Raw genomic sequence first — 24,565 nt, forward strand, 5'->3', positions numbered from 1 at the left:
ACTTCCATGCGTCACCCCCTTTCCGGCCGCTTCGTCCGGCAGCTTTTCCTCGCTGCGGCCCTGTCGGTTCCGGCCGCCGCGCTCCTCGCGCCGGTGGCCGAGGCACAGACCCGTCCGGTTCCCCCCGCCGGCGCGCCCGTGGCCAAGCCGTCCCCGGCGCTGCTCCAGCTCGCGCGCGACCTGGTGACCGCCAATGGCGAGGCGCGGGCCTTCGACGGCGTCATCCCGAACATCGTGGACGGCGCGGCCCTCTCCTTCCTCCAGACCAACCCCGACCTCGCCAAGCAGCTGCGCGAAGTGGCGGTGCTGGTGCGGCCCGAGTTCGAGAAGCGTCAGGCCGAGGTCATCGACATCCTCGCCACCTCCTACGCCGCGCGCTTCACCGAGACCGAGCTGAAGGAGGCCATCGCCTTCTTCCGCAGCCCCACCGGCATCAAGCTGGTGCAGGACCGTCCGGTGATCGTCCAGGAGGCGGTGCAGGGCATCCAGGCGTGGGGCGCGCAGATCAACGCCCAGGCCGTGGAGCGCGTGCGCGCCGAGATGAAGAAGCGCGGCGTCGATCTCTGATCGCGCGGCAGTTTCAAAGGTACGGAAAAGGCCGGTCCCGCTGGGACCGGCCTTTTTCATTTTGGCACCGTCATCCCTTTGCGCCGTGATGCCTTGCGCCGTCATGCCCCGGCTCGTCCGGGGCATCCACCCGGCCGCTGGTCCGGTGCGCGATAAGGGATAGCCGGCCCGGCCACGACGTGGATCCCCCGGATAAACCGGGGGATGACATCCTCCCTATGGGTTCGCTACCGCCTAAACCCCGCCCGTCCGCGGCGTGCGCGGGCCTTGCGGCGCCTCGGCCTGCGCGGCGAACAGGCTCTTGCGGTCGAGGTTTGGGCTGTAGTGCGGGTCCACCAGCGTGGACGTGTGCCAGATGGCTTCCATGCGCGCCCGCTGCGCCTTCAGCCGCGCCCGGTGCTCCCGCGAGCGCTTCCTGCCGCGCGAGGCGGATTCGTAGTGGAGGAGCGTGGCGAAGGGCGTCCACACCACCCCAAAGCTCGCCCGCCGCGCCCTCAGGCACAGATCGATGTCGTTGCAATCCTCGGCGAAGCGCTCGGCATCGAGCGGGCCGATGGCGTTCCACACGTCGCGGCGGATGAGGAGGCAGGCGGCGGTGACGGCCGAGAGGTTCTGCCGCACCTTGAGGCGATCCTCATAGCCCGGCGCATCGGCGGCGCTGTGGGCGAACCAGTGGTCCGCATAGCGGAACAGTCCGGCAATCACGCCCGCGTGCTGGATGGTGCGATCGGGAAACAGCAGCTTCGCCCCGACGATCCCGGCGCCGGGCAGGGACGCGAGGGCGACCATCTCGTCCAGCCAACCGGCGTCGATCACCTCCACGTCGTTGTTGAGGAGAAGGATCATCTCGCCCCGCGCCGCATCGACGCCGAGGTTGCAGATGCGGGGGAAGTTGAAGTCGCCGTCGTCCCGCACCACACGCGTCGCCGGCCACAGGGCCTTGATCTCCTCGAACAATGCGAAGGTCGCCGGCTCCACCGAGCCGTTGTCGACGACGATGATCTCGAAGGCGCGATAGGCGGTGCGCGCGATGAGCGAGCGCAGCGCCACGGCGAGCAGCGCCGCGCGGTCGCGGGTCGGGACGACGATGGAGACGAGCGGGGCCGGCGCGGGCGTGGGATAGAGCGGGCGCAGGTGGCGGCCGATGATGTCCACCTCCACGCCGCGCAGCCGGGCGAGGGCGGCGGCCGCCGCCTCGATCTCCTCCGGCGCGAAGCCGGGCGGATGATCCTTCAGCCCCACCGCCACGCGGGGCACATGGCGGATGCGGGCGTCGGGCAACGCCGAGGCGTGGCGCAGCAGCAGGTCGAACACGGCGGCCGGGCCGGCGGCAGGATTGAGGCCGAGGCGCAGGGCGTCCGCGCGGGGCAAAGCGGCGAAATGCCGGAGATAGCCTGAGGACTCCAACAGATGCCGGTTGAAGGCGGGGTGATAGACGCCGTGGAGCGGCGCGCCGTCGTCGTCCAGCCGCTCCTCGTCGGCATAGGCGAGGGCGCAGTCGGGGTGCTGCGCGAACGCATCGCGGATCAGCGCCACCGCGTCTCGCGTCGGCTGGGCGGCGGCATCGAGGAACAGCACCAGCCCGCCCTCGGCAGCGGTGAGTGCGGCGGCGCGGCGCTGGGCGGGGGCCCCTTCGGCCGTCACCACGCGCGCGCCGGCGGCGGCTTGCATGAGCGCGGGCGGCGCGCTGGGGGGGAGGGCCACGACCCACTCGAAATTCCGGTCGGTCTGCGCGGCGAGGGCGGCGGCGCAGGCGGAAAGATCCGCTGCGCTGGCGCTGCCGCCATCGGTGAGCAGGCTGAGCCTGGGCGCCGCGCCGGGTACCTCGGCGAAGTCGCCGACGAAGCGGGCGCGGAAGGCGCGGTAGCGCGCCGCCTCGGCCCGGCGGCGGGCGGGCGCGGCGGAGACGAGGGCATGAAGCGCCCCGCGCAGGGTGCGGGCGGCGGTGCCGGCCGCCTTCCAGCGGCGCGGCAGGCCGAGACCTTCGAACCGGCCGTTGGCGAAGGCATGCAGCTTCAGCGCCACCTTGTGGACCGGGTAATAGCCGAGCCGGAAACCGGCCGGTGCGCCCGCGACCTGGATCCGCGTCGCCCCGGCCGGCACCAGCGCGACCGTGGGCACGCCGGGCAGCAGGGTCTCGCCGTCGCCCACGCCTTGGGCCGCGCCCGTCGCGGTGGCGAATGTGAAGGGGAGGGGGGCGTCCGCCCCTTCGCCCGCCAGCACGATGGCAAGGGTTCCCCGCCGGGCGCGCAGCCGCAGCACGGCGGGCAAAGCGAAGCCCGTGCCGCCGCTGCCGGCCGGCGCGCACTTCAGCCAGAGCGGGGGAATCTCGGTGTCGTGCATGGCTTGCGTATCGATGGCGGCCGGATCGGCTGCCGCGTTGAAGCACCGAAGCGCGGACGCGGCAAGCGGCCAGCCCACGGCGAGTTTGCTTGACGCCCCGGCGCGGCTCCTTCAAGCCACCCGCCACGCATCGGGATCTGGCGGGAGCCAAACATGACACAGCGCGAGGTGGACCTGTTCGTGATCGGCGGCGGCTCGGGTGGCGTGCGCGCCGGCCGCATCGCCGCTCAGCATGGCGCCAAGGTGATGATGGCGGAGGAATACCGCATGGGCGGCACCTGCGTCATCCGCGGCTGCGTGCCCAAGAAGCTGTTCGTCTATGCCGGCCGCTACGCCCACGACATCGACGACATGGCCGGCTTCGGCTGGCGGGTGAGCGCGCCCGAGTTCGACTGGCTGACTTTGGTCGCCAACAAGGACAAGGAGATCGCCCGGCTCGAAGGCATCTACAAGCGCAATGCCGAAGCCGCCGGGGTGGAGATCGTCGCCTCCCGCGCGGTGGTGGCGGGGCCGAACCGCGTGCGCATCCTCGACACCGGCGAGGAGGTGGCGGCGCGCCATATCCTGCTCGCCACCGGTGCCCATCCGGCGCTCGGGCCACAGATTCCCGGCTGCGAGCTGGCCATCACCTCCAACGAGGCGTTCAACCTCAGGAGCTTCCCAGATCGCATCCTGATCCAGGGCGCGGGCTATATCGCGGTGGAGTTCGCCGGCCTGTTCCGCGCGCTCGGAGCCGAGGTGACTTTGGTCTATCGCGGCGACAAGGTGCTGCGCGGCTTCGACATGGAACTGCGCGATCATCTGGAAACCGAGATGACTCGCGCCGGCATCAAGCTCGTCAGCGGCAAGACGCTTGCCTCCATCGAGGCCATCTCCGGCGGCAAGAAGGTGGTCCTCTCCGATGGTTCGGAGCTGGAGGTGGATGAGGTGATGCTCGCCATCGGTCGCATCCCCAGCACACGCAATCTGGGCCTTGAGGGGGTGGGCGTGGCGCTTGACCCGCTGGGCGCGGTGATCGTGGACGAGCACAGCCGCACCAACGTGCCCTCCATCTATGCGGTGGGCGACATCACCAACCGCATCAACCTCACCCCCGTCGCCATCCGCGAGGGCCACGCCTTCGCCGATACGGTGTTCGGCAACAAGCCGTGGACGGTGGACCATTCGCTGGTGGCCACCGCCGTCTTCTCCGAGCCGGAGATCGGCACCGTGGGCTGCACGGAAGAGGCGGCGCGGGCCGCCGGGCGGCCGGTGGACATCTACAAGACCACCTTCCGCCCGCTGAAGGCGACGCTCTCCGGCCGCGAGACCCGCAATTTCATGAAGCTGATCGTGGATGGCGAGACCGACCGCCTGCTCGGCGTCCATATCATGGGCGAGGCCGCCGCCGAGATGATCCAGCTCGCCGCCGTGGCCATGGGGCTGAAGGCGACCAAGGCGGATTTCGACCGCACCGTCGCCGTCCATCCCACCGCCGCCGAGGAACTGGTGACGTTGCGCACCAAGGCGTCGTAAGCGAAGAAGACTGTTGCCGCCGTCGTCCTCCGGCTTGACCGGAGGACCCTTGGCGCTGTTTGTCCCTGGACTTCGCAGGCCTGTGCCGGCGGAGGGGTGGGCCCTCCGGTCAAGCCGGTGGGCGACGGCGGCTTGGGTGACGCGGATGGAGAAGCGCAGCCCTCACAGCCGGCTGAGCAGCTCGGCCTTCTTAGTGCTGAATTCCTGGTCGCTGAGGATGCCCTTGGCGTGGAGATCGGCCAGCTTCTCGATGGCGGAGATGATCTCGCTCTGGCCCAGAGGCTGGGCTCCGCCATAGGTCTGCGGCTGGGGCGCGAAGGACTGCGGCTGCGGCGCGGGCTCGTAGACGGGCGGCGGCGGCGCATAGGCCGGTGCCTGCGGCGCACCGCTCACGATGGGCAGGCTGGAGACGAACACCGTGCCGTACTGGCTGGTGAAGGTCAGGCTGCCCGATCCGCCCTGCTGCTGGGAGAAGCCGCCGATCTGGTGGTCGAGGCTGTCATAGACCGTCACCTGCCCGTTGAGATCGATGGCGAGGCGGCGCGTGCCGGGGAAATAGGCGTAGCGCACCCCGTTCTGCGCGCCGGTGCTGGCCGGCTGGCCGAGATCGGCCGGCCACCAGTTGAAGCTGCCGGAGGCATCCGGCACGAACAGGCTGGGCTGGCTGCTACCGAAGCTGCCGCCCATGTTGCCGCCGAACCCGCCGCCGCCGCTCGTCTGCCACTGGCCGCCGCCGGAATAGCCGCCGCCCTGGTTCTGGGACTGGAAGCTGCCGCTCTGGGTGAGGCCGGGCTGGCTGGCGACGAGGCTCGACAGCTCGCTGCACAGGCCGTCTACCCGGCCCTTGAGGTAGCTGTTGAACATGTCCGAGACCATGGTCATCCCGCCCGCCATCCACTGGCCGGAGCCGCCGAATTCGGGGTGGTTGAACTGGGCCATGGAGCCGTTGCCGGCGATCACCGAGTACAGCATGGAGGTGACGGCATCCGGGCTGAAGCCGGTGCGCTGGGAGATGGCGTTGATGGCCGCCTGGCCTTCGGGCGAGAGCTGGGGCATCGGGGCTCCTGGGGTCGTGCGATCGGCAGGCGCGGAATGGCGCAGGCGTGTCGGCTTTGGCGCGTGTTCTACCACGGCTTGCGGACAGTTCCCCGACACACTTGAGCGTGGCTGGCGCAGGGCAGCCATGCCGCCGGAGCGCCGCCCGCCTTCGGCCGCCTAGGGCTGGTGGCCGAACAATTTGCCCTTCTCCGCCCACAGCACGAACACCAGCGCGATGGCGCCGAGCACCAGATAGCCCAGAGCCAGCGGCAGCACGGTGCCGTCGAAATTGCTGCCGACCACGAAGCCGAGCACGGCGGCCAGCAGCGTGGTGAAGCCGCCGATGAAGGAGGAGGCGGTGCCCGCCACCGCGCCCAGCGGCTCCATGGCCATGGAATTGAAGTTCGGCACGGTGAGCGCGAACAGGAACTGCCCCGCCGCCACGAGGGCGCAGAACAGGATCAGCGGCGGCTTGCCGTCCCAGATGAGGCTCGAGGCCACCATCAGCGCCCCGGCGGCGATGAAGCCGAGGATGCCGGCGTGGGACAGCCGCCGCATGCCCATGCGATGCACGAGGCTGGCATTGAGGAAGGACGCCACCGCCATGATGCCCGCCACCGCCGCGAACGCGATGGGGAAGAGGTTGCCGAGCCGGTAGACGTCGGTCTGGAACACCTGCGAGGCGGAGCCCACATAGGCCATGAGCGAGCCCATCATCAGCCCGATAGCCACCGCATAGCCCACCGAGCGGCGGGTGGTGAGCGTGAGCATGGCGGCCTTGCCGATGGAGCGCATCGAGAAGGGGATGCGGTATTCGGGATGCAGCGTCTCCGGCATCCGGAGCCCGAACCAGGCGAACAGCGCGAGCGCCAGCAGCAGCATGGCCACGAAGATGAGGTGCCACGAGCCGAAGACGAGGATGAGGCTGCCCAGCGCCGGCGCGATGATCGGCACGGTGAGGAACACCATCATGCTCAGCGACATGATCCGCGCCATGTCGCGCCCCTCGAAGCGGTCGCGCACGATGGCGATGGCCAGCACCCGGCCCGCCGCCGCGCCCATGCCCTGGATCAGGCGGGCGACGATGAGCACGTCGAAATCGCGGGTGAACAGGGCGATGAGGCTGCCCAGCGCATAGATCGCGAGGCCGGCGAACAGGATGGGGCGGCGCCCCAGCACGTCGGAAATGGGGCCGTAGAAGAACTGCGCGCCGCCGATGCCGATGAGATAGGCATAGACCATCACCTGGACGTGATTGGCATTTTCTAGCGCGAAATCGGCCCGGATGGCGCCGAAGGCGGGCAGCAGATTGTCGATGGAGAAGGCGGTCATGCCCATGAGCAGGGCGATGAGCGCGACGAACTCCACGAAACCGGGACCGACCGCGCCGGGCTGTCCGGGCGCGGGACCGCGCGGACGCGAGGCAGAAGCGGAGGCCGGCGCCGGCGCGCGATGGGACTGTGACATGACAGGCTCGGGCGTTGGCGTGTCCCGCAACAGACACGGACATTTCAGGGGGGTGCCGGAGATGACGGCGGGAGCGCGCTTGCGCGTTCCCCTCATAGGCGATGGGCGTGGCCAAGAGAAGCCCTGCGCGAACGGCTCTGCGGCAGGGCGCGGTCGGACGTGCGCCCGTCGAGCTTCAGCCCTGCCTCGGGTTCATGCCGCAGGGCGGAATACCACCGTTGCGCCGCATCCTTTCGGTGCGCACTTGCTTCGTGTATAAGCCCGCCTTCCGATCCCGTGAACACAAGAGGAACGCCGGAGGCGCACCAACGGGACGGACCGACCGGAGGACCCGGCCGGCCTTATCAAATGGAGAGTCAAATGGTGACCCGCCCGCAGTCCGCTCCCGTCCCTGGCGCCGAGGCTTCCCGCCGCGCCGAAGGCTGGCGTCCGGATAGCTGGCGATTTTATCCCGGCCTCCAGATGCCCAATTATCCGGATAAGACGCAGCTGGCTGAGGTGGAGCAGAAGCTCGCCTCCTACCCGCCGCTTGTTTTTGCAGGTGAGGCGCGCCGCCTGAAGGCCGAGATCGCCAAGGTCGCCCGCGGCGAGGCCTTCCTTTTGCAGGGCGGCGACTGCGCCGAGAGCTTCGACGAGCATTCGGCGGACAACATCCGCGATTTCTTCCGCGTCTTCCTGCAGATGGCGGTGGTGCTGACGTTCGCCGGCGGCTCGCCGGTGGTGAAGGTCGGCCGCATCGCCGGGCAGTTCGCCAAGCCCCGGTCCTCGGACACCGAGACCGAGAACGGCGTGACGCTGCCCAGCTACCGCGGCGACATCATCAACGACATCGCCTTCACGGAAGCCGCCCGCATTCCGGATCCGCGCCGGCAGCTCGACGCGTACCGCCAGTCGGCGGCGACGCTCAACCTTTTGCGCGCCTTCGCCAACGGCGGCTATGCCAACCTCGCCAACGCCCATGCTTGGATGCTGGGGTTCGTGAAGGATTCGCCCCAGTCCTCGCGGTATCAGGAACTGGCGAACCGGATCACGGAGGCGCTGGACTTCATGCGCGCCTGCGGGATCGATCCCAAGAGCCATCCCGAGATGAGCTCGACGGATTTCTTCACGAGCCACGAGGCGCTCCTGCTTGGCTACGAACAGGCCCTGACCCGCGTCGATTCCACGTCGGGCGACTGGTACGCGACCTCCGGCCACCTGCTGTGGATCGGCGACCGCACCCGCCAGCCGGACCATGCGCATGTCGAGTACTTCCGCGGCATCCGCAACCCGATCGGCATCAAGTGCGGCCCGTCCATCTCCCCGGAGGGCCTCATCCGCCTGCTGGACATCCTCCAGCCGGACAATGAGGCGGGCCGCATCACGCTGATCTGCCGCTTCGGCGCCGACAAGGTGGGCGACTACCTGCCCGGCCTCATCCGCGCGGTGGAGAAGGAAGGCCGTACCGTGGCGTGGTCGTGCGATCCCATGCACGGCAACACCATCAAGGCCGCCTCCGGCTACAAGACCCGCCCGTTCGAGCGGGTGCAGTCGGAGATCCGCTCCTTCTTCGACATCCATGCGGCCGAGGGCACCTTCGCCGGCGGCGTGCATCTGGAGATGACGGGCAAGAACGTCACCGAGTGCACCGGCGGCGCCCGCGCCATTTCGGACGAGGACCTGCGCGACCGCTACCACACCTATTGCGATCCGCGCCTCAACGCCGAGCAGGCCATCGAGACCGCCTTCCTCGTGGCCGAACTGCTCAAGCGCGAGCGCCTTGCCCGTGGCCGGCCGCAGGTCGAAGCGGCGGAGTGATCCGCGGGTTCGACAAAACGCCACAAGGTCGAAGCGGCGGAGTGATCCGCGGGTTCGACAAAACGCCACGAGGTCGAAGCGGCGGAGTGATCCGCGGGTTCGACCAACGCTGAAAGTCTATGAACGGCGGGCCTTGGCCCGCCGTTCTTCGTTTTGGGCTTGAGACGATGCGACCGTGTCGGGACGTGTCGCGCTCTTGGGCACTTCACCGCCGTCATGGCCCGGCTTGTCCGGGCCATCCACTTCGCCGCTCTACCAGCGCTTCAATGCCTAGAGCCGGCCCAGCCGCAGTGTCATCCCCCGCACGAGGCGGGGGATGACACTGCCAATCAGGTCCGCGTTCGTTACTGTGGAGGAACGCCGGAGCTTCCCGGCCCCCCGCCGTGAGCCACCCCCATGTATCTTGCCGCCATCCTCGTGCTGATGCTGATCGCCCCGCTCGCGAGCATCCTCGTCGAGGCGCTGGTGGCGGGCGGGCCACTGGCGCCACTGGTGCTGAAGTGGTTCGTGGTCTGGGGCGTCGGCGCGCGGCTCGGCCTCGCCGGACTGAAGCAGGTGACGCAGCCGGCCTTCACGGCTGAGACCATCTTCGAGATCTCCGATCCCAAGGCGCAGGTGATCGTGCAGGAGCTGGGTTTCGCCAACCTGACCTTCGGCCTCCTCCGCCTGCTCTCCCTCGCCTTTCCGTCCTTCCTCCTGCCGGCGGCGGTGGGGGGCGGGCTGTTCTATCTCCTCGCGGGCGTGAAGCACGCGCTGCGGGCGGGCAAGACCCGCACCGAAACCATCGCCATGGTCTCCGACCTCGCCATGGCCGTTGTGCTCGCGGGGGCGGTGGTGCTGGCGCGGGGGTGAGGGCTATGGACCCGTTGCAACAGTTCGGGTGAAAACCTGACTGACCTGTTGATGTGTCTGACATCAAACAAAAAAGCCGGCGCCGCCCTCGCGAGGCGGCGCCGGCCCTTAAGCGTCGCGGCTCACTTCACCAGCGGGCAGCCACCGTCCTTGAGGGGGCGGAAGGCCTCGTTGGCGGGGATGGTGGAGACCACCTCGAACAGGTCCCACTCGCCCTTGCTGTCGGCGGGCTTCTTCACCTTCAGCAGGTACATGGGGTGGATGGCGCGGCCGTCGATGCGGATCTCGCCCTTGCCGAACAGCGGGTCATTGATGGGGGTGGCGCGCATCTGCTCCATCACCTTGGGCGCGTCCTTGGTCTTGGCGTCCTTGATGGCGTTCAGATAGTGCATGGCGCTGGAATAGACGCCGGCCTGGGCGCTGGTGGGCATCTTGCCGTTGAACTTGGCCCCGAAGCGCTTGGAAAAGGCGCGGGTGTCGTCGTTCAGGTCCCAGTAGAAGGCGTCGGTGAGCACGAGGCCCTGCGCCGCCTGCAGGCCGAGGGCCTTCACGTCCGACGAGAAGATGAGCAGGCCGGCAAGCTGCTGGCCGCCCTGGGTGATGCCGAACTCGGAGGCCTGCTTCACCGCGGTGATGAGGTCGTTGCCGGCATTGGCGAGGCCGATGACCTTGGCGCCGGAGGACTGCGCCTGCAGCAGGAAGGAGGAGAAGTCGGTGTTTGAGAGCGGGTGCTTCACGCTGCCCGCCACCTTGCCGCCGGCCGCCTTCACCGCCGCCGAGGCGTCACGCTCCAGCGCCGCGCCGAACGCGTAGTCGGCGGTGATGAAGAACCACGGCGATCCGCCCTGCTTGGTGAGCGCCGATCCGGTGCCGTTGGCGAGCGCCCAGGTGTCGTAGGTCCAGTGCACGGTGTTGGGCGAGCACTTGGCGCCGGTGAGGTCGGACGTGCCGCCACCCGAGACGAGGAAGATCTTGTTCTTCTCTTTGGTGATGTCGCTCACCGCCAGCGCCACCGAGGAGGTGGTCACGTCGAGAATGGCGTCCACATTCTCCTGATCGTACCACTTGCGGGCGATGGAGGCGCCCACGTCCGGCTTGTTCTGGTGGTCGGCACCCACGACCTCGACCTTGAAGCCCTTGTTCTTGGCCATGAAGTCGTCGGCCGCCATCTGCGCCGCGACCACCGAGCCGGGCCCGGAAATGTCGGCGTAGACGCCGGACATGTCGTTGAGCACACCGAGCTTCACTGTGGTGTCTTCGGCCTTGGCCGCGCCCGTCAACAGGGCGCCGATCGCCGCCGCCGCCAACAGGGCGCGCGAGTGCCGCATGATCCCAGACGTCATCGTCCTTCCTCCCTCTTTCATCGCGGATGCGGTGCGCGGGAACGCCTTTGGCGACACCGTGGCGGTGCCGTCCTCCCCGTCGTCCGATCGGCCTGAGGCCAAACCGTTTCGCATCTCGCTACCACGCTAACGGAGCGCGAGCCGCCCCGCCAGTTGTGCCTTAGACCAAGGGCGTAACCGTCGCGTGTCAGCGGCTGCCGCTGACCATGCCGGACACGCCGGCGAAGGCGCCCTCGACCAGCTCAGCGACAAGCAGGCGGCCGGGGTCCACCGGGCCGGGCAACGTCACCTGGCCGAAGGGCACGCGGCGGAAGCCGAAGCGGGCGTAATAGGGCTCGTCCCCCACCAGCACGACGAGGCGGTGGCCCTGCGCCCGCGCCACGTCCAGCGCGTGCTCCATCAGCCGCGCGCCGATGCCCACCGACTGGAACGGCGGCTCCACCGTGAGCGGGCCGAGCAGCAGAGCCGGCGTGGTGCCGATGCTGATCCGCGTGAGCCGCACCGATCCCACCAGCATGGTGCCGACCCGAGCAGTGAAGGAGAGGGCGCGCTCGTGCCCCGTCTGCTCCCGAATGCGGAAGGCGGTGCGGGCGAACCGGCCGGGGCCGAAGGTGCGCTCATGCAGCCGGTCGATGGCCGCGTCGTCGGCGGCCGTCTCCACGGCGATGGACAAGGGAAGCTCGGTCATGGGGAAAAACTCGCAAGGCAGGGCAGAAGGCCCGCGAGTTCGGCGGGCCGGCTTCAGGCGGGCGTGACGGCGCGTGCGCGCATGCGCGGCGTGTCCGGTCGTCGTCGCTGAAGCCGAAGGCCCATGGTCCCCTCACGAGAATGGGCCGGGCGGATAGCATGGCGCGGGCGGAAGGTCCAGCGGGGGGATAGGGCTTCACATTGGCCTTGCCCATAGGTCGGTGTAGTTCTCGGATGTGACGTTAGTCTTCTGCCGCAGGAAGGCGGCCTCGTAGAAGCGCAGGCCGATCGCGCCGAGCGTCGTCGTTATTGGGGGCGGCCGTGGATTGGAAAAAACTGGGATACGTCTTTGCTGCGAGCTTCATTGTGTCTGGTCTGACAGTGGCGTGTGCCCTTGCGCCCGTGCTTTCCGACCGTGTGGAGATCGTTGGATTTTGGGGCAGCATTGCTGGCGGGATGGTTGGCGGCGCGATGACGCTCGCGGCCGGCTGGCTCGCGTGGACCGCCGCGCAACGTCAGATCGCAACCCAGATGACCATACTGCAGCTCACAACGGATGAGCATCTCAAAAGAACTTATCGGATGCTCCACAATATCGCTCACGCCGCAGGTCGGCTCCAGAAGGACGCGCACAAGGCGATCAACGAGGCGGCCAGCCCAATGCGCATCCTGCGAACTTCTTCTTTCCCGATGGAGGAGTGCGATCCGATCGCAGGAGGCGGGCTTACAGAGGTGATCACGGATCCCGATTTCTGGCGAATCGATTTTAAACTTTCTGGAGAAGTGCGTCGTGCCCAGTTGCTTTTCGATAATTTCAACAATGCTTCAAGGAGAGATCTGTTTAGTTCCCGTCCCGTGTTGGGGCGTACAGTCAAAGAGTGCATGGCGATCGCGGTATCTGCGGGGACAGTCGCTGCGATGTGCTACGCTGAAAGCCAGCGCCTATCGCTCATGAGCCATGGTTCAATGCATCCTGAAGAACGGCCAGCCTCATGAAGAAGGCGAGCGCCATTCGGCGCTGAATGGCCTTTGTATAGAGCTTCGGATCGAGCTTCATCTGGTCCAGCCGGTCGGCGAGGTCTGCACGTGGACCTCCTCGGACGCCGGCGTGACACGCGAAATAAGAGGGGCCGGGCCTTCGGACCTGTGCGACTACCTCCGGAGCCGAAGAACCCGACGCTCACGCTCCCCTCAAGCCTTATAAATCCACCCGTAGCGGTCGAGCAGCCCCGCGCCCTGCCGGCGCAGCACCAGATCGCGGGCGAGGCGGGGGGCGCCGGAGAGGTGGTAGACCATGCCGTTGCGCCGCGCTTCCGACTGGATGCGCGCGGTGCGCCCCAGCCGCTCGGCCTCATAGGCCTTCAGGGCGGTGGCGGCGTCGGTTTCCTTCTGGAGGGCGCGGGCGAGGGCCGCCGCATCCTCGATGCCCTGCGCCGCGCCTTGGGCGAGGAAGGGCAGCATGGCGTGGGCGGCATCGCCCAGCAGCGTCACGCGGCCGGTGCTCCAGCGGGGCAGGGGATCGATGTCGTAGAGGCCCCAGCACAGGAAATGCGGCGCCGCCTTCAAAAGCTCGCGCACCTCCGGCGCCCAGTCAGTGAAGGCGGCGTGGACGGCGGCGCCGTCGCCCGGCGCGCTCCAGCGGGCCACTGGCTCGGTGTGCTTGACGATGGCGACGAGGTTCAGAGTCGCCCCGCCCTTCACCGGATAGACCACGAGATGGGCATCGCGCCCCATATAGAGCCGCACATCCGGCGGATGGCGCGCGGGCACGGGGATGGTGGCGCGATAGGCGAGGCGCTGGGCGAACACGGGGGGCTTCGCCACCCCGAGATGCGCCCGCACGGCCGAGCGCACGCCATCGGCGCCGACGAGGATGTCCGCTCCGTGGGCGATGAGGTTCTCGCCCTGCTTCACCACCGCCCGCACGCCGCCGAAGGCGGGCTCGACAGCGGTAAGTTCGGCCCCGAGCGCGATCAGCACGCCCTCGGCCTGCGCCGCCTCGGCGAGGAGGTTCTGCAGATCGGCGCGGTGCACGACGAGGAAGGGCGCGCCATAGCGCGCGGCGGCGGGGCCGTAATGGGCGCGGGTGATGGTGGCGCCGCTGGCGCCGCTCCTCACATCGAGGGAGCGCGGCGTGACCGCCACCTGTTCGAGGCGCGGCAAGAGGCCGAACTCGCGGATGATGCGGGTGGCGTTGGGGGTCAGCTGGAGCCCGGCGCCCACTTCGCGCAGCTTGCGCGCCTGCTCCACCACCTGGACGGTGAGGCCGGCACGGCGCAGGGCGATGGCGCAGGCGAGCCCGCCGATGCCTGCGCCGACCACCACGGCGCTGCGCGCGGCGGTGCGGGGTTTCGCCCGGAAGGGGATGGGATCGGCCATGGCAGGACCCGGCTCCGTGAAGGAGCCGGCCGGATAGTCTTTCTTTGCGGCGGCGATCAGGCCGCGGGGATCAGGCCAGGGGGCAGCAGGCCCAGGATAAGGTCAGACGGGTGTTCCGCGGCGGTCAGGCCGCAGGTCTTGTGAGCGGGGCCGTTACCGGGCCGGCGCGTCACGCGGCGGATTTGGCCGCGGGCTCGCCGTGCCACACGGCCGCTTCCGGCTTCGCCGCGCCGGCGGCGAGCGCCGGGTTGTAGCGGTAGAGCGTGGAGCAGTAGGGGCACACGTGCTCGTCGTCGTCGCCGAGGTCGATGAAGATGTGCGGATGGTCGAAGGGCGGCTTCGCACCGATGCACATGAATTCCTTGCTGCCCACCTCGATGACGGTGACGCCGAGGTCGTTGCAGAAGTGGGGAATGCCGGTGTCCGCCATGGTTCCGCCCATGCTTGTCCAAAAAAGCGCCGCGACCTTAGCGTCTCATGGCCGCCTGCGAAAGGGTCTGGACCGCGGCAGATCGGCCGTCCATACCGCAGGCGCAGCCCCGCCTTGGGGCCGCGCGGAATCAACATCCGGCAGGGAGGGGTCAGGTCCATGAGCACTACCATGTTCTCCACCCCATCCGTGCCACGCGGCATTCTGCGCCGCGCCCACTCAACGGATGTGATTCCCCGCCAGCCCGGCTCCCGCCGCTAGCTTTTCGGACATCCAGGGGCCCGCGGTCCGCCACCCGCCTGCGCTCCTGCGCGGGGCGGGCGGCCGCTGACGCGCCCCGTCCTCTTCCCCTTAGCGGCGCCATGCGCCGTGTGTCCCCGTTCGAATCAGGGACCGGCCTCTGGCGCCCCATGCGGCGCGGCCGGATCGTGTCATGTCGTTGTTCCAGACCCACAAGCGCGGGGTGTCGTTCCGCGCCATCTTCGCCTTCCTCTTCACCCACTGGGCGAAGCGGAAGGGAATCATCGCGGCCACTCTGGCCGCCGTCCTCGTCTCCACCCTCGCCGAGGTGCTGGTGCCGCTGTTCGCCGGCCGGCTGATCGACGCCTTGTCCCTCGCCGACCGGGAGACGGCCTGGCACCTCGCGACCATGGCCTTCCTCGCCATCGTCGGCCTCGGCGTCACGATGGTGAGCGCGCGGCATGTCACCTACTTCATCATCGTGCGGCTCACTTTGCGCATGATGTCGGATGTGGCGGCGGATGCCTTCGCGCGGGTGCAGCGCTTCTCGTCGGACTGGCACGCCTCGTCCTTCGCCGGCTCCACCGTGCGCAAGATCTCGCGCGGCATGTGGTCCCTCGACGTGCTGCACGACACTTTGCTGGTGGCGCTGTTCCCGTCCGTGGTGGCGCTGGGCGGCACGGCGTTGCTGCTCGGCTGGAACTGGCCGGTGCTGGGCGCCGTGGTGGCGGTGGGGGCGGTGGCCTTCATCGGGCTCACGCTGACCCTCTCGCTGAACTACGTCGCCCCGGCGGCGCGCCTCTCCAATGCGTGGGACACGCGGGTGGGCGGCGTGCTGGCGGATGCGGTGGGCTGCAACGCCGTGGTGAAGGGCTATGGCGCGGAGGCCCGCGAGGAGGAGCGGCTGGAGCGGGTGCTCGGCAAGTGGAACGCCCGCACCTACCGCACCTGGATGGCCGCGACTTGGGCCGGCACGGCGCAGCTTCTGGCGCTGGTGGCGCTTCAGGCGTCCATCATCGGCACGGCTTTGGTGCTGTGGCACCAGGGGCAGGCGAGCGCGGGCGATGTCGCCTATGTGCTCACCTCCTACCTCGTCATCCACTCCTACCTGCGTGACATCGGCATGCACGTCCACAATCTCCAGCGCTCCATGAACGAGCTGGAGGAACTGGTGGAGATCCACCACCAGACCGTGGGCGTGTCCGATGCGCCGGGCGCGGTGCCGGCCAAGGTGGAGAAGGGGACCATCGCGTTCGAGAACGTGACCTTCCACTATGGCGGCCACGACAAGCCGCTCTACGAGAACCTCTCCGTCACCATCCCGGCGGGAGAGCGGGTGGGCCTCGTGGGGCATTCGGGCTCGGGCAAGACCACGTTCGTCAAGCTCATCCAGCGCATGCACGACGTGACCTCCGGCCGCGTCACCGTGGATGGGCAGGATGTGCGGGACGTGACGCAGGGCTCGCTTCGCCGCGCCATCGCCGTGGTGCAGCAGGAGCCGGTGCTGTTCCACCGCTCGCTGATGGAGAACATCGCCTATGGCCGGCCGGATGCCTCCTTCGAGGAGATCCGGCGGGCGGCGGAGCTGGCCAATGCGGCCGACTTCATCGCCCGCCTGCCGCGCGGCTACGGCACGCTGGTGGGCGAGCGGGGCGTGAAGCTCTCCGGCGGCGAACGCCAGCGCATCGCCATCGCCCGGGCCTTCCTCGCGGATGCGCCCATCCTGATCCTGGACGAGGCCACCTCCAGCCTTGATTCGGAATCGGAGGCGGCGATCCAGGACGCCATGGAGCGGCTGATGGTGGGGCGCACCACCCTCGTCATCGCCCACCGCCTTTCGACGGTGCGCTCCCTCGACCGCCTGATGGTGTTCGACAAGGGCCGCATCGTGGAGGAGGGCGACCACGACACGCTGGTCCGCCGCGAAGGCGGCCTCTACCGCCGCCTGTTCGAGCGGCAGGCCATGGAGCTGGCCAAGGGGCTGGCGGCGTGATGCGGCCGGCGTGCCCTCACCGTCCTCGCGCCCCGGACGCATGCAGCGATAGCGGAATGCGAGCCGGGGCCCAGCGCAAGAGTTCGCCGAAGGCGGCTCAAGCGGAAAGGCGGTCGGGCATCGCCGGCTGCGCCGGACTGTCCCCTGGGCCCCGGCTCGGCGCTCCGGCTGCGCCGTCGCTGGTCCGGGGCGCGATGTGACGACAAAGGCCGAGGGCGCCTTCGGGCGGGGGAGGCCTATTTCACACCGTCATGCCCCGGCTTGTCCGGGGCATCCACCGTTCCGCATGTGGGGTGCAGGAAACCTGAGACCCACCCCGGCGGAGGCGTGGATCCCCCGGACAAGCCGGGGGATGACGCGGGGATAGAAGTCCCCGGACATGCACCAGGGGCGGCGCTACCCTCAACCCCTCAGAAATTCTTCTCCGGCCAGCGGCAGAGGTCGGTGATGAGGCAGCGGCTGCAGGCGGGCTTCGTCGCCTTGCAGATGTAGCGGCCGTGCAGGATGAGCCAGTGGTGGGCGTGCAGCTTGAAACGGTCGGGGATGCGGGCCTCCAGCCCCAGCTCCACCGCCAGCGGCGTCGCGCCGGGGGCAAGGCCGGTGCGGTTGGCGACGCGGAAGAGGTGGGTGTCCACGGCGATGGTGGGCACGCCGAAGGCGATGTTCAGCACCACATTGGCCGTCTTGCGCCCGACTCCCGGGAGGGCCTCCAGCGCCTCCCGGTCCTTGGGCACGATGCCGGCATGGCGTTCCAGCAGCAGGCGGGACAGCTCCACCACATTCTTCGCCTTGCCCCGGAACAGGCCGAGGGTGCGGATGTGGTGGGCCACCTGATCCTCCCCCAGCGCCACCATGGCGGCGGGGGTCGAGGCGGCGGCGAACAGGCCCTTGGTCGCCTTGTTCACGCCGGTGTCGGTGGCCTGGGCGGAGAGCACCACGGCGACCAGCAGGGTGAAGGCGTCGGTGTGGTCCAGCTCGCCCTTGGGCTCCGGGTCCTGCGCCTCGAAGCGGGTGAAGGCCTCGGTGATCTCGGCATCGGACCACGGCGAGACGGTCTTGCCATGCACCGCCGCCGCCGCATTGGCCACCGCCTTGTTGCGGCGGGGGAGGGGGGCGGCGGCTTTGCCGGTGGGCTTGGTCCCGGTAGACGTCTTTCCGCCCGCGACCTTGCCGGCCGAAGTCTTTGACGCTGGGGCCGCCTTCGCCGTGCCGCTTGCCGGAGCCTTGGCGACCTTGCCCTTGGCAGGGGCCACGGGCGGGGCTTTCGCCCCCTTCCCGGTGGTTCCCGACGCGCCGGCCGCGACCTTTGCCCCCTTCGTTGGGCGCGGGGGCTTGGCGGCGTCAGCCTCCGGGAGGACGGCGGGTTTGGGCGGATTGATCCTGCGCGGCATTTTTCGGGTATACTGCCGAGCAATGCCCCAGACCAGCGACCGAGACATCGCACCCGAGACGGACGCGCAGGCTCAAGACGAGCCCGTCGTCTATGCGGTCACGCTCGCCCCGCACCGCTCCCTCTCCAAGCGCGGCTTCTTCTGGGTGATGGCGGGCATCGGGGCGGTGAGCTTCGTGTCGGGCGTCGCCTTCCTCGCCATGGGGGCGTGGCCGATCTTCGGCTTCTTCGGCCTCGACGTGCTGCTGATGTATATCGCTTTCCGCGCCAGCTTCCGCTCGGCCCGGGCGCGCGAACATATCCTCGTCACGCCCAGCCTCGTGGAAATCCGCCGCGAGCCGGCGGCGGGGCGCCCCTCCACCACACGGCTCAACCCGTTCTGGACCCGCCTGTGGCGCGAGGACGACGAGGAGCACGGGACGCTGGATGTCGCCCTCATCAGCGGCAAGCGCACCGTCCCGGTGGGCCGCTTCCTCGGCCCCGTCCAGAAGGCGGAGCTGGCGAGCGACCTCACCGAGGCGCTGGCGGTGGTGAAGAAGGGCGTGACGCGTAGTCACTTCTGAGGGCGGGGGCCAAGCCCGCGCGGCGTTTGAGCGGATGCCGCGCTAAAGCCCGCGCGGCGTTTGAGCGGATGCCGCGCTAAAGCCCGCGCGGCGTTTGAGCGGATGCCGCGCTAAAGCCCGCGCGGCGCCTGAGCGAAGGCAACGCCCAACCGCTCATATAAACGGCCGCGTCACCATGCCGAGCAGGCCGCGGAAGCGGATGCGGCCGTCGAAGGCGGCGAGGCAGATGCACTCGCCGTCATCATCCACGCGGGGGGAGTGGTCCACGTCGCCATCGCATTCCACCAGATCGCCGGGGCCGTAATGCCCATCGGGATCGCTGAAGCCACCGCAGATCACGTGGGTGAATTCCAGCCCCGCATGGGTGTGCTGGGGAATGGCCCGCCCCGGTGCAATGCGGAACAGCAGCACCTGCGCGTCCGGGTCTTCTTCCAGATGCACGAGGCCGAGCCGTACCCCCGGCGCCACCGGCACCAGACGGCCGATGCGGCGCGACGCGATGGCCGGCGGCAGCACCACGCCGGGCGGCAGCTTCAGCCCCTCGGGCAGCGGCCAGCGCTTCGGCGATGTTGCTCCGGCGGCTTCCGCATGATGGAGCGCGGCGGGATTGCGGCGTGGGGAGAGGCCGTCGAGCCGCGCCAGTGCGCGCTCGAGCGCATCGGGGGCGAGGGCGAGGGGCTCGCAGGCCTCGAGCAAAGCGCCGCCGACGGACATCAGCCGCGCCACCATTGCCCGGCATTCGGGGCATCCTTCGAGATGCACGTCCACCAGCAGGCGGGGACCGGCCGGCAGCGTGCCCGCCGCGTAGCGCAGCAGGGTCTCGGTGCCGGGATGGGTCGAAGCACTCATTTCAGGTCTTCCAGCAAAGCGCGCAGACGATTGAGCGCGAGGCGCACGCGCGACTTGGCGGTGCCCAGCGGAATGCCCAGCTCCTGCGCGATCTGCGAATGGGGCTTCTCCTGAAAGAAGGAGAGGCGGACGATGGTGGCCTGTTCCTCCGACAGCTTGGCGAGGGCGGCGCGCACGCGCGCTTCCCGCTCGGCGGTCATGAGGATGGTCTCGCCGGAGGTCTCGTCCACCTCGTCCTCGTGCGTCTCTGCTTTGTAGGTATCACCATAGCGCTCGCGGCGCTTGAGGTCGATGGAGAGGTTGCGGGCGATGGTGAAGATCCAGGTGGAGGCGGCGGCGCGGGTGGGGTCGAAATAGGCCGCCTTGCGCCACACCGTCAGCAGGGTTTCCTGCGCCAGCTCCTCGGCGGCGTTGGCGGAGAGGCCGTTGCGCACGAGATAGGATTTCACCCGCGGCGCGAAATGGCGGAACAGCCGGCCGAACGCCTCGCGATCGGCGCGGGTGGCGATGGCGACGATGAGCGCGCTCAGCTCGGCGCCGGACGCGGCGACCCGTGGCTCGGCAGGCTGGACGCTCATGGCCGAGGCTCCGCCCGGACGAACGCCGCCGTTCGGCAGCGTTCGGGTGCGACGCGGCTTCGGCAGTTCGAAGATGAGACTGGGCTCGGCGACATTCATGCTCTCGATACGCGGAACGCGGCCGGGCGGATGATGGGGCCGGCCCGGAAAAAATCGTCCCGACCCGCCCCCTGACCCACCGGCGCAAGCCGGACCCTAGCCGAGCGGCGGGTCCGGCTCCACCAACGTCACCGTGACCGGGCGTCAGTACTCGATGATGCCCTCGAGCGCGTAGTGCTTCACGCTCTTGCGGTTGGCGATCAGCTCGTCGATGGCGGGCTCGCCCTTGAGCGCGCGGGAGATGGCGAGCTTGGTCGCCTCGTAATTGGTGCGGTAGAGGTCGGCCTTGTCGAGGTTGGGGTCCTCGGCGCAGCGCGGGTCCAGCCACACCATGATGATCATGGCCAGCTCATCCACCTGGTCCTTGGGGATGATGCCCTCGCTGACGCAATCGACGATGGCGTCGCCCATGGCCGCCTGCACCACGCCGCCCAGCAGCTCCACATATTCGGCGGTGTGGATGGTGGCTTTGGTGGTCATCATCGTCGCCGGGCGCACCATCTGGTTGAGGTCGCGCACCACGAACATGCGGGTGTGGCCCTGCACCTGCCCCATCATGGAGGCGAAGGCCTGACCCACCGGGCCGCGCACCGAGCCGATCAGCACCTCCGGCATGGCATCCGTCGCCTGCCCGTCCGCCGCCAGCACCGTCGCCTCGCCCGCCTTGAACCAGATGTCGCTCATCATTTCCTCCTAGTAGGGAGGCGGCAGCAAAGCACCCGCCGCCCCGCCCGTCCAAGGCGACGCTGCGTCGCTGGTGCCGAAAGGCATGGGGACAGCGCCTCGCCTTGAACGGCGGCGCGGGCCGTGGCACCTCTGGCGAAAGAGGGGTGCCCGCGGGCGATTCGCGCCCGCACCTGATGGAGGCAGCGATGCCCACGCTCTTCCGCATTCTGGTGGTGCTGGCCGTGCTCGGCGGCCTCGGCTATGCCGCCCTGTGGGCGCTCGCCACGCGGGTGGAGCCGCAGGAGCGGGAACTCTCCTTCACCGTCGCCCCCGAAAAGATCGGCAAATGACCACGCCCGGCGCGACGGCCCAGGGTCCGCTCGCGCTGTTCCTCGACATGCAGGCGGTGGAGCGCGGCGCGGGCGCCAACACCCTGGACGCCTACCGGCGCGACCTGACCGACCTCGCCGACTTCCTCGCCCCCCGCGCCATCGCGACCGCCGACACGCAGGCCCTTCGCGATTGGCTCGCCGATCTCTCCGCCCGGGGCTTCAAGGCGACCACCGTGGCGCGTCGCCTCTCCGCCGTGCGCCAGTTCTTCCGCTTCCTCTATGCCGAGGGGCATCGGGGGGATGATCCCGCCGCCGTGCTGGAAGGCCCGAGGCGCGGGCGGCCTTTGCCCAAGGTGCTCACGGTGGAGGAGGTCTCCACTCTGATCGAGACCGCCCACGCCCGCGCGGCCGAGGTTCCGGCGGGGGAGGGCGAGGCCGCCGGCAAGGCGCGCGCGGAGATGCTGAAGCGCCGGCGCACCGCCGCCGTGGTCGAATTGCTCTATGCCAGCGGCCTGCGCATTTCCGAGCTGGTGTCGCTGCCGGCCGCCGCAGCGCGGGCGCGGGGCGATGCCATCCTCGTCACCGGCAAGGGGCGCAAGGAGCGGCTCGTGCCGTTGTCCGATCCCGCGCGGACGGCCATGGCGGCCTATCTCGATGCGCGCAAGGCGGCGGGGCTGGAGGCGTCGCGCTGGCTATTTCCGTCCTCAGGCGAAAGCGGCTACGTGACCCGCCAGCAGGCGGCGCGGGACCTGAAGGAGCTGGCGCTCGCAGCCGGGCTCGATCCCGCGAAGCTCTCCCCCCACGTTCTGCGCCACGCCTTCGCGAGTCATCTTCTGGCGCATGGCGCGGACCTTCGGGTGGTGCAGACCCTGCTCGGCCATGCCGATGTCTCAACCACCCAGATCTACACCCACGTTCTGGACGAACGCCTCAAGAGCATGGTGCGCGACCTGCATCCGCTGGCGGATGAGTGAGGGGGGCTGAGGCGCCCCGGTTCCCCGGACAAGCGACGGCGCAGCCGGAGCGCCGATCCGGGGGCCAGCGCGAGACTCCCGCGCAGCGGGCCATGCCCATGAGCGGGGGAATCAGGACGCGCCTGCAGCGGCGCCTTGCGCTCGACCCCGGCTCGCATTCCGCTGGCGGTTCATGCGCCCGCGTGCGCTCAGAACCGCGTCACCACAGCCGCGAGGGGCGGACGGGGGCGGTCTTCCAGCTTCTGGGTGGCGGTGCCGATATAGATGAAGCCGACGAAGCGCTCGAACTCGTCGAGGCCCAGCGCCACGCGGGCATTGGCGTCGTAGGTCGTCCATTCGGTGAGCCAGGTGGCGCCGTAGCCCAGAGCCGCGCAGGCGACGAGGATGTTCTGGCAGGTGGCGGCCGCCGAGAGCAACTGCTCGTATTCCGGGATCTTCACATGCGGCGCCGCGCGCGACACCACCGCCACCACCAGCGGGGCGCGCAGGAAGCGGGCGCGCTCGTCGTCCAGCCGCTTCTCCCCGACGCCGGGATCGGAGGCCGCCAGCGCCTCCGCCAGCTTCTCCCCGGCCCGGGCGCGGCCGTCCCCCTCCAGCACGATGAAGCGCCAGGGCGTGAGCTTGCCGTGGTCCGGTACGCGCGCGGCGATGGTGAGAATGGTGTCCAGTTCCTCCGCCGAGGGGCCGGGGGCGACGAGATCGATGACGCGGGAGGAGCGGCGGGCGGCGAGGAGGGCGATGGTCTCGGGGCTCACGACAGTCATGGGGCAATGGCTTCCGATGAAAGGTTGCGGGGCAATCTACAGACGGGGCGCCCGCGAAGGAACCGCGCGGGCGCGGCGGCAACCGGCCGCAGGCCGAGGCGGGGGCAGCGTGGGGGGTGACTTGAAACCGCCCCGAAATTTGTGCACGTCAAGACGCATGATCCGCTTCGCTCACGCCTTCTCCCGCTTCCGCCGCCCCCGGCTGCCCGTCCAGGTGACGCGGACGCCGGCCGCGCGGATGCTGGCGGCCGGGCGCGCAATGCGGGTGGCTGCGCTGGGGCTCTGGGCCGTGCTGGCGCCTGCGGGTCTCGTTGCGGGAGCGGCCCCGGCCGCGGCGCAGTCCATGCAGTTCCTCGGCCCGCCCACCGCGCCCCCGCCGCCCGGTCCGTTCGGCGCGCCGCCCAATGTGCGGCCGACCGGCCTGCCGCCGGGCCTGCCTCCCCCGCCCGGCCAGCCCGGTCCGTCAGCCCAGGCCGGCCAGTCGGGACGCGAGCCGCATTCCGTGCTGCCGCCGGCCCCTCCCGGCAAGGCGGCGCTGGGCGTCTATGCCCGTTTCGGCGCGGAAGGCGGCGCCATTACGCGCGGCCTCGTCTGGCGCGTCTTCGCCGACCAGCCCGAAGCCTCCACCGGCGCATTCCCGCTGGTGGCGGAAAGTTCGGAGCACGCGCCCGTCTTCTTCCTCAATCCGGGCGGCTATATCGTCCATGTCACCTACGGCTTCGCCACCTCGGCGCAGCGGGTGCAGATGGGGCCGGTCTCGCGCCGGCAGGCGTTCGATGTGCCGGCGGGCGCCCTGCGCCTCGCCGCCGACGTGGACGACAAGCCCATCCCTGCCCAGAAGCTCACCTTCGACATCTTCGAGGGTTCCTTCCTGCAGGGCCGCACCTCCAGCCAGCCTTACTATAGGGGCGCCGCCGCGGGCGACGTGGTGCTGCTGCCGGAGGGCACCTATCACGTGGTCTCCACCTATGGCGACGCCAACGCCGTGGTGCGGGCCGATGTGGTGGTGCAGCCCGGCAAGCTCACTGATGCCACGGTCCACCACCGGGCGGCGCAGGTCAGCCTCAAGCTGGTGAAGGTGGCGCACGGCGAGGCGCAGGCCGACACCCAGTGGACGGTCATCACGCCCGGCGGCGACACCATCAAGGAATCCATCGGCGCCTTCCCGACCCTCGTGCTCTCGGAAGGCGACTATTCCGTCATCGCCCGCAAGGACGGCAAGAATTTCAGCCGCGACATCAAGGTCGAGGCCGGCAAGAATCAGGAGGTGGAGGTTCTGGCGAAGTGACGCCCGGCCGCCACCCTGTCCGGAGGGTTCCCATGGTGCGCCTCTTCCTGCGCGTGACCGGTGCTGTCGCGCTTCTCGGCCTCGTCTCCTTGCCGCATCTCGCCGCCACCTCCGCCCTCGCCGCCGACGCTTCGGCCGGGCGCAGCCTCGCCGAGCGCTGGTGCGCCGGCTGCCATGTGGTCGGCACCGCGCCCCAGAGCGCCGCCAGCGACGCGCCCACCTTCGCCGCCATTGCCGCCCGTGACGGCGATGTCACCGGCGCGTGGCTCGCCTTCCGCCTGCTGAAGCCGCATCCCCAGATGCCGCAGGTCTCCCTCACCCGCACGGAAGCGGCGGACCTCGCGGCCTATTTCGCGACGCTGAAGAAGTAGCCGGCCGCTCGGCAGGCGAGCCGTTTCCCAAAAGACACAC

Annotated in this window: 23 protein-coding genes; 11 read left to right on the forward strand and 12 right to left on the reverse strand. The window is 69.5% G+C overall.

The annotated features are described in order from the left end of the window. The first annotated feature begins 6 nt into the window (after positions 1–6). Entirely contained in the window at positions 7–567 is a 561-nt protein-coding gene (locus tag XAN126_RS0109305; RefSeq protein ID WP_024278318.1) for a DUF2059 domain-containing protein, read from the forward strand. A 234-nt stretch (positions 568–801) separates the two neighbouring features. On the opposite strand, the gene XAN126_RS27020 is transcribed toward XAN126_RS0109305, so the two are convergent. Further along, on the reverse strand, positions 802–2,910 hold the full coding sequence (locus XAN126_RS27020; RefSeq protein ID WP_155982269.1) for a glycosyltransferase family 2 protein: 2,109 nt from the start codon (positions 2,908–2,910) through the stop codon (positions 802–804). A 153-nt stretch (positions 2,911–3,063) separates the two neighbouring features. Between XAN126_RS27020 and gor the strand changes: the two genes are divergently transcribed. Further along, entirely contained in the window at positions 3,064–4,425 is a 1,362-nt protein-coding gene (gene gor, locus XAN126_RS0109315; RefSeq protein WP_024278320.1) for a glutathione-disulfide reductase, read from the forward strand. A 162-nt stretch (positions 4,426–4,587) separates the two neighbouring features. Here gor and XAN126_RS0109320 read toward each other — a convergent pair whose 3' ends face one another. Continuing rightward, positions 4,588–5,481: an SHOCT domain-containing protein gene (locus tag XAN126_RS0109320; protein ID WP_024278321.1), complete on the reverse strand. Its 894-nt coding sequence runs from the start codon at positions 5,479–5,481 to the stop codon at positions 4,588–4,590. 159 nt (positions 5,482–5,640) lie between these two features. Continuing rightward, complete coding sequence (locus tag XAN126_RS0109325) at positions 5,641–6,930, reverse strand: multidrug effflux MFS transporter (protein ID WP_024278322.1); 1,290 nt, start codon at positions 6,928–6,930, stop codon at positions 5,641–5,643. A 360-nt stretch (positions 6,931–7,290) separates the two neighbouring features. On the opposite strand from XAN126_RS0109325, the gene XAN126_RS0109330 reads away from it, so the two are divergent. Both XAN126_RS0109330 and XAN126_RS0109335 read left to right on the forward strand, forming a co-directional pair. After that, positions 7,291–8,727: a 3-deoxy-7-phosphoheptulonate synthase class II gene (locus XAN126_RS0109330; RefSeq protein ID WP_024278323.1), complete on the forward strand. Its 1,437-nt coding sequence runs from the start codon at positions 7,291–7,293 to the stop codon at positions 8,725–8,727. Positions 8,728–9,123: 396 nt separating this feature from the next. After that, positions 9,124–9,579 carry a DUF6790 family protein gene (locus XAN126_RS0109335; RefSeq protein ID WP_024278324.1) on the forward strand — a complete coding sequence of 152 codons (456 nt, stop codon included), beginning with the start codon at positions 9,124–9,126 and terminating at the stop codon, positions 9,577–9,579. Between the two features lie 122 nt (positions 9,580–9,701). On the opposite strand, the gene XAN126_RS0109340 is transcribed toward XAN126_RS0109335, so the two are convergent. Together XAN126_RS0109340 and XAN126_RS0109345 are read right to left on the reverse strand one after the other, a co-directional pair. Beyond that, positions 9,702–10,922 carry an ABC transporter substrate-binding protein gene (locus XAN126_RS0109340; protein ID WP_245272235.1) on the reverse strand — a complete coding sequence of 407 codons (1,221 nt, stop codon included), beginning with the start codon at positions 10,920–10,922 and terminating at the stop codon, positions 9,702–9,704. 187 nt (positions 10,923–11,109) lie between these two features. Continuing rightward, entirely contained in the window at positions 11,110–11,610 is a 501-nt protein-coding gene (locus XAN126_RS0109345) for an N-acetyltransferase (RefSeq protein ID WP_024278326.1), read from the reverse strand. Positions 11,611–11,930: 320 nt separating this feature from the next. Between XAN126_RS0109345 and XAN126_RS28250 the strand changes: the two genes are divergently transcribed. After that, positions 11,931–12,605 carry a hypothetical protein gene (locus XAN126_RS28250; protein WP_155982270.1) on the forward strand — a complete coding sequence of 225 codons (675 nt, stop codon included), beginning with the start codon at positions 11,931–11,933 and terminating at the stop codon, positions 12,603–12,605. A 195-nt stretch (positions 12,606–12,800) separates the two neighbouring features. Here the strand turns inward: XAN126_RS28250 and XAN126_RS0109355 are convergent, their stop codons facing one another. Together XAN126_RS0109355 and XAN126_RS0109360 are read right to left on the reverse strand one after the other, a co-directional pair. Continuing rightward, positions 12,801–13,988, reverse strand: a complete 1,188-nt coding sequence (locus XAN126_RS0109355; RefSeq protein WP_024278327.1) for an FAD-dependent monooxygenase — start codon at positions 13,986–13,988, stop codon at positions 12,801–12,803. Positions 13,989–14,157: 169 nt separating this feature from the next. Continuing rightward, on the reverse strand, positions 14,158–14,418 hold the full coding sequence (locus XAN126_RS0109360; RefSeq protein WP_024278328.1) for a zinc-finger domain-containing protein: 261 nt from the start codon (positions 14,416–14,418) through the stop codon (positions 14,158–14,160). Positions 14,419–14,851: 433 nt separating this feature from the next. Here XAN126_RS0109360 and XAN126_RS0109365 point away from each other — a divergent pair, with 433 nt between their 5' ends. Then, on the forward strand, positions 14,852–16,651 hold the full coding sequence (locus XAN126_RS0109365; RefSeq protein ID WP_024278329.1) for an ABC transporter ATP-binding protein: 1,800 nt from the start codon (positions 14,852–14,854) through the stop codon (positions 16,649–16,651). Positions 16,652–17,061: 410 nt separating this feature from the next. Here the strand turns inward: XAN126_RS0109365 and nth are convergent, their stop codons facing one another. Then, positions 17,062–17,739 carry an endonuclease III gene (nth, locus tag XAN126_RS26165; RefSeq protein ID WP_051460820.1) on the reverse strand — a complete coding sequence of 226 codons (678 nt, stop codon included), beginning with the start codon at positions 17,737–17,739 and terminating at the stop codon, positions 17,062–17,064. 325 nt (positions 17,740–18,064) lie between these two features. On the opposite strand from nth, the gene XAN126_RS0109375 reads away from it, so the two are divergent. Further along, positions 18,065–18,604 (forward strand): DUF2244 domain-containing protein, encoded by a 540-nt coding sequence (locus XAN126_RS0109375; RefSeq protein WP_024278331.1) that lies wholly within the window; start codon positions 18,065–18,067, stop codon positions 18,602–18,604. Positions 18,605–18,757: 153 nt separating this feature from the next. On the opposite strand, the gene XAN126_RS0109380 is transcribed toward XAN126_RS0109375, so the two are convergent. The 3 genes from XAN126_RS0109380 to fae form a co-directional block, all read right to left on the reverse strand. Next, entirely contained in the window at positions 18,758–19,453 is a 696-nt protein-coding gene (locus XAN126_RS0109380; RefSeq protein ID WP_024278332.1) for a ChrR family anti-sigma-E factor, read from the reverse strand. Continuing rightward, positions 19,450–20,031: a sigma-70 family RNA polymerase sigma factor gene (locus XAN126_RS0109385; RefSeq protein ID WP_051460821.1), complete on the reverse strand. Its 582-nt coding sequence runs from the start codon at positions 20,029–20,031 to the stop codon at positions 19,450–19,452. Before XAN126_RS0109385 ends, XAN126_RS0109380 begins: the two co-directional genes overlap by 4 nt. Positions 20,032–20,274: 243 nt before the next feature. Beyond that, positions 20,275–20,814, reverse strand: coding sequence for a formaldehyde-activating enzyme (fae, locus tag XAN126_RS0109390; protein ID WP_024278334.1), 540 nt, complete (start codon positions 20,812–20,814; stop codon positions 20,275–20,277). A gap of 188 nt (positions 20,815–21,002) precedes the next feature. On the opposite strand from fae, the gene XAN126_RS28680 reads away from it, so the two are divergent. Both XAN126_RS28680 and XAN126_RS0109400 read left to right on the forward strand, forming a co-directional pair. Further along, entirely contained in the window at positions 21,003–21,146 is a 144-nt protein-coding gene (locus tag XAN126_RS28680; protein WP_024278335.1) for a hypothetical protein, read from the forward strand. Beyond that, entirely contained in the window at positions 21,143–22,102 is a 960-nt protein-coding gene (locus XAN126_RS0109400) for a site-specific tyrosine recombinase XerD (protein WP_024278336.1), read from the forward strand. The genes XAN126_RS28680 and XAN126_RS0109400 overlap by 4 nt, the downstream gene beginning before the upstream one ends. Positions 22,103–22,290: 188 nt before the next feature. Here XAN126_RS0109400 and XAN126_RS0109405 read toward each other — a convergent pair whose 3' ends face one another. Continuing rightward, complete coding sequence (locus tag XAN126_RS0109405) at positions 22,291–22,866, reverse strand: nitroreductase (protein ID WP_029876961.1); 576 nt, start codon at positions 22,864–22,866, stop codon at positions 22,291–22,293. Between the two features lie 157 nt (positions 22,867–23,023). Here XAN126_RS0109405 and XAN126_RS0109410 point away from each other — a divergent pair, with 157 nt between their 5' ends. Together XAN126_RS0109410 and XAN126_RS0109415 are read left to right on the forward strand one after the other, a co-directional pair. Continuing rightward, positions 23,024–24,154: a hypothetical protein gene (locus XAN126_RS0109410; RefSeq protein WP_024278338.1), complete on the forward strand. Its 1,131-nt coding sequence runs from the start codon at positions 23,024–23,026 to the stop codon at positions 24,152–24,154. 32 nt (positions 24,155–24,186) lie between these two features. Then, complete coding sequence (locus tag XAN126_RS0109415) at positions 24,187–24,525, forward strand: cytochrome c (RefSeq protein ID WP_029876963.1); 339 nt, start codon at positions 24,187–24,189, stop codon at positions 24,523–24,525. Positions 24,526–24,565: the final 40 nt, after the last annotated feature.

The sequence above is a fragment of the Xanthobacter sp. 126 genome (genome assembly GCF_000526175.1).
Lineage (GTDB): Bacteria > Pseudomonadota > Alphaproteobacteria > Rhizobiales > Xanthobacteraceae > Xanthobacter > Xanthobacter aminoxidans.